Origin of the sequence: Microbacterium sp. UBA7513 (assembly GCF_002478345.1) — a bacterium.
Classification (GTDB): Bacteria; Actinomycetota; Actinomycetes; order Actinomycetales; family Microbacteriaceae; genus Microbacterium.
Map to the genome: position 1 here is coordinate 94,942 of NZ_DLNJ01000010.1, position 13,181 is coordinate 108,122.

Below are 13,181 nucleotides of genomic sequence, written 5' to 3' on the forward strand. Positions count from 1 at the left end.
CCCGGCACGGTTTCGATCCCGGCACAGCTGTCCCGCGGCCTCGTCCGCACCTCCTGAATCACATACGGAACGCAAGAGAGAGAGTCACATGAAGAAGAAGATCCTGACCATCACCGCCCTCGGGGCTGCCGCAGCGCTCACCCTCGCCGGATGCAGCGGCGACGGCGCCGGCGGCACGAGCGGCGGCGGTGACGGTGCCGAGGACAAGGGCACCATCACCCTCGGGTTCCTGCCCTCCTGGACCGACGGCCTCAGCACCGCCTACCTCCTGCAGGACCAGCTCGAGAAGATCGGCTACACGGTCGAGATGAAGACGCTCACCGAGGCCGGCCCGCTCTACACCGGGCTCGCGCAGGGCGACGTGGACATGTACCCGTCGGCGTGGCCGGAGCTCACCCACGCCTCCTACATGGACAAGTACGGCGATGACATCGAAGACCTCGGCACGTACTACGAGAACGCCAAGCTGACCCTCGCGGTGCCGGAGTACTCCGAGCTCACCTCGATCGAGGACCTCGCGGGCAAGGGCGCCGACTTCGACGGCAAGATCTACGGCATTGAGCCGGGTGCGGGCCTGACCGCTCAGACCCAGAAGATGATGCCCGAGTACGGCCTCGACGGCGAGTACGAGCTCGTCACCTCGTCGACCGCGGCGATGCTCACCGAGCTGAAGACCGCGACCGACAAGAAGGAGGACATCGTCGTCACGCTGTGGCGTCCGTTCTGGGCCAACGACGCCTTCCCCGTGAAGGACCTCGAAGACCCGAAGGGCGCCATGGGCGAGGCCGAGGGTCTGCACTTCCTTGGCACCACCGGTTTCGCGGACGAGTTCCCCGAGGCGGCCGAGCTGATCAAGAAGATCAAGCTCGACGACGAGCAGTACGGCGCGCTCGAGGACCTCGTGGTCAACGAGTACGGCGAGGGCAAGGAAGCCGACGCGGTCGACGCGTGGCTCGAGGAGTACGGCGACCAGTTCGACTGGACCGTCACCAGCTGACACCCGTCGCACGTCTCGAAGGAGGGTCTCCCGCACCGGGAGGCCCTCCTCCGTCATGGGTGACCCTTTTCGCTCGCGGTCACGGTCGTGGTCGCGCTCAGCTATTCCGATCGTCCGGTCTGATTGCGCTGTCCCCCGAAGGGGGGACAGCGCGCCTACGACAGCCCGGGTACTGTCCTGTATAGGCGGGATGTTGAACTAGATACAAGAAGAGGTATCTGATGAATCGACAGAACCGCTTCCCGCGCGTCGGTATCGCGAGCGTCGTAATTGTCGCCATGCTCGCTTCCTCCGGGGGTGTGGCAGCGAACGCGTCTGAAATCGACGGCACGGAGGAAGCCGCGGACGTCGTCTCAATTAGCGTGAAAGAGTCTCCTTGCGGTGGAGAAAACCATGACCAATCTGTTGTTAGCGGCGCTGATGGTTTTGTCCACGGGCGCCTTGATGTCGACCGACCTTCGCCATACACGATTGGTGCACGTAACGCTGTGGGGGCTCATGCTCTCAGAAGTCGCCCTCCTCGCTCTGCTGGTCTTCGTCGATGGAGCGAGTGCTGCGGGGTGGATGCCGCTGATCCTCTGTATCGCCGCGGGAGTGAACGTCGCATTGTGGATCGGAGCTTTCGTCCGGTCGTCGGGAGGAGCCGGTAGCGAGATCTGACACCCGTCGCACGTCTCGAAGGAGGGTCTCCCACAGTGGGAGGCCCTCCTCCGTCATGGGTGACCCCCCTTACATTCCGGTGCCGAAGGTGGAAGCATGGCGCGGAACCGGCGGGTCGACCGGCCCGCGGACAGGGGGGGTATGACCATGTGCACAGGACTGAGCTTCACGACGGCCGACCACTACTTCGGGAGGAATCTCGATCTGGAGTTCTCGTACAACGAGACCGTGACCGTCACACCGCGGAACTTCCCGTTCCCGTTCCACCGGCTGCCGTCGTTGCCGACGCACCACGCGATCATCGGGATCGCCACGATCGCCGACGGCTACCCGCTCTACTACGACGCGGTCAACGAGAAGGGGCTCGGCATGGCGGGGCTCAACTTCCCGGACAACGCGCACTACCCGGCGCCGGGGTCGGGGGACACCGAGGTCACGCCGTTCGAGTTCATCCCCTGGGTCCTCGGACAATTCGAGACGGTGGCCGAGGTGAAGGAGGCCCTGCGGTCGGTGAGTCTCGTCGACATCAACTTCAGCCCGGAGTTCCCGCTGTCGCCACTGCACTGGATCATCGCCGACAAGAGCGCATCGATCACGGTCGAGAGCGTGCGCGGCGGCCTCAAGGTCTACGACAACCCGTGGGGCGTGCTCACGAACAACCCCACGTTCGACATCCAGAGCTTCCGGCTCAACGACTATCAGCACCTCTCGAAGCGGCAGCCGGAGAACACGTTCGCCGCGGACGTGCCGCTGGACCTCTACAGTCGCGGCATGGGCGGGATCGGGCTGCCGGGAGACCTGTCGTCGTCGTCCCGGTTCGTGAAGGCGGTGTTCACGCGCATGAACTCGGTGTGCGGTACGTCGGAGTCGGAGTCGATCAGCCAGTTCTTCCAGATCCTCGGCTCTGTCGCCCAGCAGCGCGGGTGCGTGCAGGTCGGCGACGAGGAGAAGTATGAGATCACCATCTACTCGTCGTGCGCCAACACCGCGACGGGCGTGTACTACTACACGACCTACGAGAACAGCCAGATCACCGGTGTGGACATGCACAAGGAGGACCTCGACGGCTCCGAGCTCGCGGCGTACCCGCTCGTGAAGGGGCAGCAGATCGCGATGCAGAACTGATCTCCGCTCCGCGCAACCCCCTCATCGGGCGGGCGGCCGCGGCGTAGCCTGTGGCCGTGGACGGGTTCGCAGCGGTCGACTTCGGGTTCGCCCGTGAGGTCCTGCAACGGGGCATCGCGGCGCTGTACCTCGTCGCGTTCGTCTCGACGCTCAACCAGTTCCGCCCGCTCCTCGGTGAGCACGGGCTCCTGCCCGCGCCCGTGCTGCTGGACTGGGTGGCGCAGAAGCGCGAGTGCCGGAAGCTGCTGCACCCCACGCTCTTCACCCGCGTCCGCTACACGGACCGGCGCCTGGTCGCGCTGTGCGGGGCGGGGATCGTCATCGCCGCCCTGCTCATCGTCGGGGTGTCACAGCTCGGACCGCCGTGGGTGCCGATGCTCGCCTTCCTCGCCCTGTGGTTCGGCTACATGTCGGTAGTGAGCATCGGGCAGACGTTCTACTCCTTCGGGTGGGAGATGCTGCTGCTGGAGGCGGGGTTCCTCGCGGCCTTCCTCGGCTCGAACGACCAGCCGCCGCCGACCGTGGTGATCGTGCTGTTCTGGTGGCTGCTGTTCCGGCTGGAGTTCGGCGCCGGGATGATCAAGATCCGCGGCGGACGCGAGTGGCGCGACCTCACCGCGATGACCTTCCACCACGAGACCCAGCCGATGCCCGGGCCGCTGAGCCGCCAGGCGCATCTGCTGCCGCGGTGGTTCCACACGCTCGAGGTCGTCGGGAACCACGTCGCGCAGCTCGTCGTGCCGTTCTTCCTCTTCGCCCCGCTGCTGTCCCTCTGGCTCCCCGGTCCGGTGCCGCAGGCCGTCGGTGCCGTCGCGGCCGGCATCGTGATCGCGACGCAGCTGTGGCTCGTGCTCACCGGGAACTTCGCGTGGCTGAACTGGGCGACGATCGTGCTCGGGTTCTCCGCGATCGGCCTCCCCGGCATCGGGGCTCCGGAGCGGGTGCCGGAGACCTCGCTGCCGTGGACGGTGTCGGGCATGCCGCTGTGGTGGGTCATGACGACCTCGGCGGTCGGGGTGCTGTTCGTCGTGCTGAGCGTGCCCGCCGTGCGCAACCTCTTCGCGCGACGACAGCTCATGAACGCGAGCTTCCACCGCTGGCAGCTCGCCAACGCCTACGGAGCCTTCGGCACGGTCACGCGGGAGCGGATCGAGATCGTCGTGGAGGGATCGGACGACGAGGAGGGCCGGCACTGGCGCGAGTACGAGTTCCGCGGGAAGCCGGGGGACGTGCGGCGGATCCCGCGGCAGTTCGCCCCGTATCACCTGCGGCTGGACTGGCTGATGTGGTTCCTGCCGCTCGGGCACTCGCTGGACGACTGGTTCTCCGTGTTCCTGGTGCGGCTCCTGGAGGCGGATGCCCCGACGCTGCGGATGCTGCGCGTGGACCCCTTCCACGGGGAGCGGCCGCGATGGGTGCGCGCCGTGTCGTACCGCTACCGCTTCACGACCCGCGCCGAGCACCGTGTCGACGGCGCCGTCTGGGTCCGGACCGGTCGCCGCGTGGTGCTCGGTCCGGTCGGCCTCCGCTGACTTCGAGTCGCCCACTTTGCGGCACATCCCGGCCGGATGGAGCCATTCGGGCGATTCGAACGGCCGCCGAGCGCGGCGAAACGCCCCGGCCGGGGAGAAGTCCCCGGTCGGAGCGTTCCGTCTCGCTGGACGTCGATCAGCTGACCTTCTTCCGGTACGAGATGATCGCGAACACGTAGGCGACCACGAGGATCCCGACGCACCAGGCGAGAGCGATCCAGATGTCGGACCCGACCGGCTCCCCCGCGAACAGCGCCTGGATGGAGTTGACGATCGAGGTCACCGGCTGATTCTCCGCGAACCACTGCACCGGTGCCGGCATGGTGTCGGTCGGCACGAACGCCGAGCTGATGAACGGGAGGAAGATCAGTGGATACGAGAAGGCACTCGCGCCGTCGACGGTCTTGGCGTTCAGGCCCGCGATGATCGCCAGCCACGTGAGTGCCAGTGTGAACAGCATCAGGATGCCGATCACTCCGAGCCAGGCCCAGACGCTCGCCCCGGTGCGGAAGCCCATGAGGAATCCGACGCCGAAGATGATCGCGAGGGTGATGGCGTTCGCCGTGAGAGACGTCAGCACGTGGGCCCACAGCACGCTCGACCGCGCGATCGGCATGGAGTGGAACCGCTCGAAGATGCCGCTCTGCATGTCGGTGAACAGTCGGAACGCCGTGTAGGCGATGCCCGACGCGATCGCGATGAGCAGGATGCCCGGCAGCAGGTAGTTCACGTAGTTCTCGGCGCCGGTGCTCTGCTGGAGCGCGCCGCCGAAGACGTACACGAACAGGAGCATCAGGGCGATCGGGGTGACCGCGGTGGTGATGATCGTGTCGGGGCTGCGGAAGATGTGCCGCATCGAGCGGCCGGTGAGCGTCGCCGTGTCGGCGGCGAAGTGCGTGGTCATGCTGCCTTCTCCTTTCCGGATGAGGGGCCGATGAGGGTGAGGAAGATCTCCTCGAGGGTGGGCTGCTTCTCGACGTACTCGACCTTCGCGGCCGGAAGCAGGCGCTTGAGCCCGGCGAGGGTGTCGTTCGCGATGATGCGGCCCTCGTGCAGGATCGCGATGCGGTCGGCCAGGTGCTCCGCCTCGTCGAGGTACTGCGTGGTGAGCAGCACGGTCGTGCCGCTGCCCGCGAGGTCCTTGACGACGTCCCACACCTCGATGCGCGACTCTGGGTCGAGGCCCGTGGTCGGCTCGTCGAGGTAGATGACCTCGGGGTCGCCGACCAGGCTCATCGCGATGTCGAGCCGGCGTCGCATCCCGCCGGAGTAGGTGCCGACCTTGCGGCCCCCGGCGTCGGTGAGGCGGAAACGCGCGAGGAGCCGATCGGCCACCGCACCGGCGTCGGGGAGATGCCGCAGCTTCGCGACCAGCACCAGGTTCTCGCGTCCGGTGAGGATCTCGTCGACCGCGGCGAACTGTCCGGTGAGGCTGATGCGCTCGCGCACTCCGACCGGGTTCGCCGCGACGTCGATGCCCTGCACCGTCGCCGTGCCCGCGTCGGCCCTCAGCAGCGTGGAGAGGATGCGCACCATGGTGGTCTTGCCCGCGCCGTTCGACCCGAGGAGGGCGAAGATCGATCCCCGCTCCACCTCGAAGTCGACGCCGCGCAGCACGTGCAGATCCTTGTACGACTTCTCGATGCCGTGCACCGAGAGGGCTGGCGTCGTCATGATTCCTCCTTCTTCTTCGCGTCGTCGAACGCCTTGATGAGGCGGGCGCGCTCCTTGTCGATCCACTGCGTCCCCCCGTAGGCGCGGGCGTACTCCTCGGCGTACTCGACGGGGTCGTCGCCCACGATCGCGCTGACCGGCGTGCCGTCGAGGGCGGCGCGCTCCCAGAGGTCGGCGAGGTCGAGGAACATCGTCACGATGGTGTCGCCGTCGGTGATGCCGCCGTAGTACAGGTAGTACCGGTACTGGGCGTTGGCGACCGTGCGGTACGGCTCCGGCAGAGCCTCGATCCGCGCCTTCGCCTGCTTGTACTGCTTCTTCTGCTCGAGCGATCCGGTGAGCGCTTCGATCCACTTGGCGGCCATATCAGTTCTCCTTGTTCGTGGTGTTCGTGGTGTGCAGTCGTTCGATGTGCGTGCGGAGGAAGTCCCAGGTCGTCCAGAACTCCTCCAGCTCCTGGCGGCCCTGCGGGTTGAGGGTGTACACCTTGCGGGGCGGGCCCTTCTCGCTCGGCACCTTCTCGACGTCGACGAGCTTCTTCTGCTCGATCCTGACCAGCAGGGCGTAGACGGTGCCCTCGGCGGTGTCGGTGAAGCCGTGCTCGCGCAGCCGGCTGGTGATCTCGTATCCGTAGGCCGGCTGCTCGGCGAGGAGGGCCAGCACGATGCCCTCCAGGGTGCCCTTGAGCATCTCGGTCATCTGCTTGCCCATCGTCCCCTCCTCTCGTTCTCGGTTTGGTACTCAGTGTTGCTGGGTACCGGTACAAAGTAACACTGAGTACCGGTACTTAGCAACACCGAATACTGAACTTCCTCATCCCTCTTTCTCGCTGAGACCCCGGGTACGCGGCGAGACCCCGGGCTGCAGACGCGAAGGCCCCGGGGTGTCGACGACAATCCGGGGTCTCGGCGGGACGGAGGGGGTTTAGGGGAAGAGGCGGCGGAGCAGGGGGAGGTCGTCGTCGTGGAGGGCCTGGGTGATCACGGCAGCCGTCTCCGGGGGCATGTCCTTCTCCAGGCGTTGCCACAGCCACCGCGCGGCACCCAGGTCAGCGGTGGCGACGGCGGTCGAGAACGCGGCGACGCCGTCGTAGTACGGGATGGTGGACGAGCCGGGCGGGGCGTTGTACGGCGAGTAGATGTCGACGAACGGAAGAGCCGGGTCCGGGCGGAGGTAGAGGACGTCGCCGGGGGCGATCGGCTCGAAGCCGCGCACATGGTTGAAGCTGCCGACAGTGACGTAATCGACGCAGAAGCGCTCGCCGATCGCGATCAGACTGTCGCCGGACTGGACCTCGTAGGAGAAGATCCGCCCGTCCGCATCAAGAGTGACGGGACCGCGCGCCAGTTCCGACGCGCCCATGTCCACGAGCTCGCCGAGAAGCTTCGCATGATGCGCGGAGCCGTCGTCGCTGCCGATGTTGATGAACGCTTTGGTGGAGCAGTCCCCCGGTCCGCCGGCGGGCACGCTGATGCCGTCACCCAGGTCGACGAGGTCGTCCTCGGTCGTGCCCTCGGCTTTCAGGGCCGCCTGGGTGGGGGTCGGGGACGGTGCGGCGGCGAAGCGCTCCGACGCCCACGAGGTGACGTCGAACACGGCGGACGCGGCGCTGACCACGACAGGAGCGGCCGCGACGACCAGGCCGGCGACGGCGACGGCGACGACGGCGGCGGTGATCGTGGTGGAGCGCTTCATCCCGGTCAGCATGGCATCGAAGCGTGCCGAGCACCAGAGGGGGAGGAGGCCCGGAGTGGTCGTGAAGGTCAGGGGCATCCGCACGCCGCCCGGGGTGAAAAGGAGGGGTGAATTCCCCGGAGATGGCCGGAGGGCTCCGTGGCGGCCGGGCAGGCTGGCGGAGGCCCGGACCGAGTCCACCCTGCCCGAAGGGTGCTCGGCGGTCGCCTGAGGGGGCGGGGGCTTCCGTGTGCGCGGATGCGTGCCGGAACGCGATGAATGGGGAGAGCAGTCATGGGATTCCGTGTTGCCCGCAAGGACCGCACGTCCGATGTCCTTCCGCCGGAGCGGCACAGCCGCCGGCGGGGCCGGACGAAGAGGCTGATCGGCGGTGTCGTGAGCACGGCGCTCGTCGCGTCGTCGATGGTCGTCGTCGGTGGGGCGCTGACCGCCGCACCCGCCGCCGCGGCCGAGCCGTTCCTCTGCACGCCCGGAGCGGTGTACGTGCAGAGCGCCACCGAGGTGCGCGAGTTCGCCGTGAACGAGCAGGGGGGTGCCCCCGGCGACGGCGGCACGCTCGGCTCCATCAACCTCGGCACGAACCACTCCAACAACGCCCTCGGGCTCTCGTCGACCGGGCGGTACGCCTACACGGTCACCAACGCCGCCGGTACCAAGACGCTGGCCAAGCACGACCGCGTCACCGACACGACCGCGCAGACGACGTTCACGCTGAACTCCTCGGTGCTGCGCGGTGCCGTGCACCCCGTGACCGGCGTCTACTACTTCGCCAGCGGCACGGTGAACGGCGCCATCAACCTCTACGCGTGGAACGAGAAGGTCACGCCGCAGGACTACGTGCAGGTCGGAACCCTCCGTCCGACCGCGGGCAGCAGTGCGTTCGGGGCCAACGGCGACATGGCCTTCAGCGCCTCCGGTCAGCTCGTGCTCGTCGCCGACAACTTCATCTACTCCTCCGACCTCCCGGCCACGCTCGAACCCAGCACCGCGACGATCGACGCCAAGCAGGTGCACGACATGGGTGCCGGGGTGCAGGGCAACGGCATCGCCTTCGGAAACCTCGGCCACATCTTCGTGTCGGTCTCCGGCGGCGGCAACCGCATCATCGAGGTCGACCTGCCGCGCGGGCAGACGGTCAACACGACCCAGCTGGGCACGTTCTCGCCGACCGATATGGCGAGCTGCACGTTCCCGAACACGCTGACGCTGAAGAAGGACCTCCCCGAGGGCCGTCACGCGGCGACCGATCAGTTCGGCCTCCGGGTGCAGTCGCCGGCCGGCTACCAGGTCGCGCAGACCGACGCCGTCACCCGCGGCGACCGCTCCGGTCTGCAGCCGGACTACGCCGGCCCCGTCTTCACGAACCAGGGGGACACCTTCCGGCTCTCCGAATCGGCGGCGGGCTCGACCGACCTCACGAAGTACGACGCGTCACTCGTCTGCCGGCAGGTGAACGCCGACGGCTCGACCACCCCGGTGGCCGTCACCGCCGACGGACAGGTCACCCAGCCGGCCGGCCCGCTCGGCACCGACGTCACGTGCACGTACACGAACGTCCGCCTCGCGCCGGACCTCGCGCTCCGCAAGACGTCCGACCCCGCCGACGGCACTGCCGTGCAGGCCGGCCAGCGACTGACCTACACGGTGCAGGCCGAGAACACCGGCAACACCCGCCTCGATCCGGTCACCGTGACCGACGACCTGTCCGGCGTGCGCGCGTTCGCCGAATACCAGGGCGACGTGGCCACGGCGATCGACGGCGACCCGGTGTCGTCCGGCGCCGCCACCGTCTCGGGCGACGACCTGGCCTGGACCGGCGCCCTCGAGCCCGGTCAGGTGCTCACGATCACCTACTCCGTCGTCGTCGACGATGGTGTGGAGGGCGAGCGCATCGCGAACCGCGTCACCGCATCCGGCACGCCGCCCGGGGGACTGCCTCCGATCACCCCTCCGGCCGTCACCACCGAGCACCCCGTCGCCGGCTTCGAGGTCGCGAAGACCTCCGATCCCGCATCGGGCACCGTGGTGGAGCCGGGCCAGACCATCGAGTACACCGTCACCGGCACGAACACCGGGGCGACCGTCCTCGACCCGGTGACCGTCACCGACGACCTCTCCGGTGTGCTCGCGAACGCTGCCTTCAACGACGACATCACGACCACGGTCGGCGGCACCGCCGTCACCACGGGCGGCGCGACCCTCACCGGCAACGCCCTCGGCTGGACCGGAACGCTCCAGCCCGGACAGACCGTGACGATCACGTACTCGGTGACGGTGGGCGACGACACGTCCGGCGAGATCCTGCGCAACAGCGTGACCGGAACGGGCACGCCGACTACCCCGAACCCGGGCGACCCGACCGGGCCGCAGGTTCCCGGTGAGCCGATCGTCCCGCCGACGGTCACCACCGAGCACCCCGTGATCGGCTCGGGCTTCACCATCTCGAAGTCGGCCGACCCCGCCTCCGGCACGGCCGTGTCCGCGGGCGACACGATCACCTACACGATCACCGGCACCAACACGGGCGACACCGACCTCGATCCCGCGGAGATCGTTGACGACCTGTCCGGCGTGCTCGGCTCCGCCGGCTACAACGACGACGCCACGGCCGACCGCGGCTCCGTGCGGGTCGCCGACGCCACCCTGACCTGGACCGGCGCCATCCCGCGCGGGGAAGCGGTCACGATCCGCTACACGGTGACGGTGGACGCGGGTGTCGAGAAGGCCCTGCTGCACAACGTCGTCACCGGATCGGCCACGCCGCAGATCCCGACCGACCCCGCCGATCCCTCCGGTGCGAAGACCCCGGGGACCCCGATCGTCCCGCCGACGGCGGAGACGGAGCACCCCGTCGTCGACACCGGCTTCGAGGTCTCGAAGTCGGCCGACCCGGCCTCCGGCACCGCCGTCCGCGCGGGTGACACGATCACCTACACGGTCTCGGGCGTCAACACCGGCAACACCGTCCTCGACCCCGCGACGATCGTCGACGACCTCTCGGCCGTCCTCGCGAACGCGGAGTACGGCGGCGACGCGAAGGCCTCGGCCGGATCCGTCGCGCTCTCCGGCACGACGCTCACCTGGACCGGGACGCTCGCCCCCGGCGACCGCGTCGACATCACCTACACGGTGACCGTGGACGAGGATGCGACCGGCGTGCTGCTCCGCAACACGGTGTCCGGTGAGGGCACCCCGCTGATCCCGACCGACCCGACCGAACCGGAGAGCCCCACCACGCCGGGCACCCCGGTCGAGACCCCGCCGGCGACGACGGAGCACCCCGTCGCGACCCCCGGGTTCACCGTCACCAAGACGGCCGACCCGGCGACGGGCACGCGCGTCGACCCCGGCAGCGTGATCACCTACACCGTGACCGGCCGCAACACGGGCGACACCGTCCTCGACCCGGTCGAGATCGGTGACGACCTGCGCGCGGCGCTGGCCCACGCGTCGTACAACGACGACGTGTCCGCCACCCGCGGCGACGTCCGCGTGGCCGACGGCGCCCTCTCGTGGAACGGCGTGCTGCGCCCCGGCCAGGACGTCGTGATCACCTACTCGGTGACTGTCGATCCCACCGCCGGCGGCGAGACCATCGCGAACACGGCGACCGGAGAGGCGACCCCGCTGATCCCCGCCGACCCGAGCGACCCCGAGAGTCCCACCACCCCCGGCACGCCGATCACGCCGCCGCCGTCGAGCACGGAGCACCCCGTGAACGAGCCCGGCTTCAGCTTCGCCAAGACGGTCGACCCCGCCGCCGGTACCGCTGTCGACCCGGGTGACGTGCTCACCTACACGCTGACGGCCGCCAACACCGGCCAGACCGCGCTCGACCCGGTGACGATCACCGACGACCTGTCGGGTGTGCTGCCGTACGCGACGTTCAACGCGGACGCCGTGGCGAGCATCGCGGGTGCCGCTGCGGCTCCGGTGACCCTCGACGGCACCGAGCTGTCGTGGACGGGGGCGCTCGCGGTCGGCCAGACCGTGACCGTCACCTACTCCGTGACCGTGAGCGCCGACGGCGTCGGCACCGTGATCGAGAACGCGGCGTCCGCGACGGCGACCCCGCCGGGAGGATCGACGATCACGCCGCCGCCCGGTGTCACGACCAACCCGGTCAACGAGCCCGGATTCTCTGTCTCGAAGCGCGTCGACCCGGCTGCGGGCACGGCGGTCGACCCGGGCAGCGTCCTCACTTACACGGTGACCGGTGTGAACACGGGCGAGACGGCTCTCGACCCCGTCGCCATCGCCGACGACCTCTCCGGTGTCCTGGCGCACGCGGAGTTCAACGACGACGCGACGGCGACGATCGGCGGCACGGCGACGACCGCGCCGACGGTGGTCGAGGACCGGCTGTCCTGGACGGGTGCGCTGCAGGTCGGTGAGAGCGTCACGATCACGTACTCGGTGACCGTGCGCGCGGATGCGGGCGGCGCCGTCATCGAGAACTCGGCCTCCGGCTCGGCGACCCCGCCGGGTGGGGTGCCGCCGATCGAGACGCCGCCGGCGACGACCGAGAATCCCGTGAACAAGCCCGGCTTCGAGCTGCGCAAGTTCGCCGATCCCGCGTCCGGCACCCGGGTCGACCCGGGCAGCGTCGTCACCTACACGGTGACCGGCGTGAACACGGGCGAGACGGCTCTGGCTCCGGTCCGCATCCTCGACGACCTGTCGGGCGTGCTCGCCCACGCCGCCTACAACGGCGACGCGACGGCGACCCTGAGCGACGGCACCGCCCCTGAGCCCGTGGTCGCGGGCGACGAGCTCACCTGGGCCGGTGACCTCGCGGTCGGCCAGCGTGTCACGATCACCTACTCGGTGACCGTGCACGGCGACGCCGGCGGTGCGATCATCGCGAACACCGTCGAGGGCACGGCCACGCCTCCCGGCGGCGCCGAGCTGACCCCGCCGCCGGTGACGACGGAGAACCCCGTCGGCACCCCGGGCTTCACGTTCCTCAAGTCGTCCGACCCCGCGTCCGGCTCCGCCGTCGCGACGGGTAGCGTCGTGACGTACACCCTCACCGGCACCAACACCGGCGAGACGGGTCTGGACGAGGTCGTCGTCACGGACGACCTGACCGGAGTGCTGCGGCATGCCGACCTCCGCGGAACGGCGACCGCCACGGTGGGTGACCGTGCGGTGGCCGCGCCGACGATCGACGGCACGACGCTGCGCTGGACCGGCAGCCTTGCCGAAGGGGAGCGCGTCGTGATCACCTACGCGGTGATCGTGCACGCCGACGCGGCGGGGGCGACGCTGCGGAACGTGGCCACCGCCTCGGCCACGCCTCCCGGCGGTGAGACGATCACCCCGCCGACGAGCACGACCGAGAACCGGGTGCTGACGCCGCTCGCCCTCACGGGCGGACAGCTGGCCCCGTGGATCCTCGGGCTCGCGATCGCCCTGCTGATCGGCGGCGCGGTGCTGCTGCTGGTGCGCCGACGCCGCATGCAGAGCTAGCGGTTCCGGCAGAAGGCCCCACCCGT

Annotated in this window: 10 protein-coding genes; 5 read left to right on the plus strand and 5 right to left on the minus strand. The window is 69.1% G+C overall.

The features are described from left to right. The first annotated feature begins 88 nt into the window (after positions 1-88). The 4 genes from B2W79_RS05550 to B2W79_RS05565 all read left to right on the plus strand — a co-directional run bounded on the left by B2W79_RS05550 (position 89) and on the right by B2W79_RS05565 (position 4,314). A complete protein-coding gene (locus tag B2W79_RS05550; protein ID WP_292787746.1) occupies positions 89-997 on the plus strand; it encodes a glycine betaine ABC transporter substrate-binding protein in 909 nt (302 codons plus the stop codon). Between the two features lie 393 nt (positions 998-1,390). Further along, a complete protein-coding gene (locus B2W79_RS05555) occupies positions 1,391-1,657 on the plus strand; it encodes a hypothetical protein (RefSeq protein WP_292787748.1) in 267 nt (88 codons plus the stop codon). 147 nt (positions 1,658-1,804) lie between these two features. After that, positions 1,805-2,782 carry a choloylglycine hydrolase gene (gene bsh / locus B2W79_RS05560; protein ID WP_349680461.1) on the plus strand — a complete coding sequence of 326 codons (978 nt, stop codon included), beginning with the start codon at positions 1,805-1,807 and terminating at the stop codon, positions 2,780-2,782. 56 nt (positions 2,783-2,838) lie between these two features. After that, positions 2,839-4,314 carry a lipase maturation factor family protein gene (locus tag B2W79_RS05565; protein WP_292787752.1) on the plus strand — a complete coding sequence of 492 codons (1,476 nt, stop codon included), beginning with the start codon at positions 2,839-2,841 and terminating at the stop codon, positions 4,312-4,314. A 136-nt stretch (positions 4,315-4,450) separates the two neighbouring features. Here B2W79_RS05565 and B2W79_RS05570 read toward each other — a convergent pair whose 3' ends face one another. The 5 genes from B2W79_RS05570 to B2W79_RS05590 form a co-directional block, all read right to left on the minus strand. Further along, a complete protein-coding gene (locus B2W79_RS05570) occupies positions 4,451-5,218 on the minus strand; it encodes an ABC transporter permease (protein ID WP_102208519.1) in 768 nt (255 codons plus the stop codon). Continuing rightward, the gene (locus B2W79_RS05575; protein ID WP_292787755.1) at positions 5,215-5,988 is read right to left on the minus strand and encodes an ABC transporter ATP-binding protein; all 774 of its coding nucleotides are present in this window, start codon (positions 5,986-5,988) and stop codon (positions 5,215-5,217) included. The genes B2W79_RS05570 and B2W79_RS05575 overlap by 4 nt, the downstream gene beginning before the upstream one ends. Beyond that, positions 5,985-6,353 carry a DUF1048 domain-containing protein gene (locus B2W79_RS05580; protein WP_071327951.1) on the minus strand — a complete coding sequence of 123 codons (369 nt, stop codon included), beginning with the start codon at positions 6,351-6,353 and terminating at the stop codon, positions 5,985-5,987. Before B2W79_RS05580 ends, B2W79_RS05575 begins: the two co-directional genes overlap by 4 nt. 1 nt (position 6,354) lies before the next feature. After that, entirely contained in the window at positions 6,355-6,699 is a 345-nt protein-coding gene (locus B2W79_RS05585; protein WP_071327950.1) for a PadR family transcriptional regulator, read from the minus strand. A gap of 213 nt (positions 6,700-6,912) precedes the next feature. After that, the gene (locus B2W79_RS05590) at positions 6,913-7,761 is read right to left on the minus strand and encodes a LysM peptidoglycan-binding domain-containing protein (RefSeq protein ID WP_292787758.1); all 849 of its coding nucleotides are present in this window, start codon (positions 7,759-7,761) and stop codon (positions 6,913-6,915) included. 195 nt (positions 7,762-7,956) lie between these two features. Between B2W79_RS05590 and B2W79_RS05595 the strand changes: the two genes are divergently transcribed. Then, positions 7,957-13,155 (plus strand): isopeptide-forming domain-containing fimbrial protein, encoded by a 5,199-nt coding sequence (locus B2W79_RS05595; RefSeq protein WP_292787760.1) that lies wholly within the window; start codon positions 7,957-7,959, stop codon positions 13,153-13,155. The last annotated feature ends 26 nt before the right edge of the window (positions 13,156-13,181 follow it).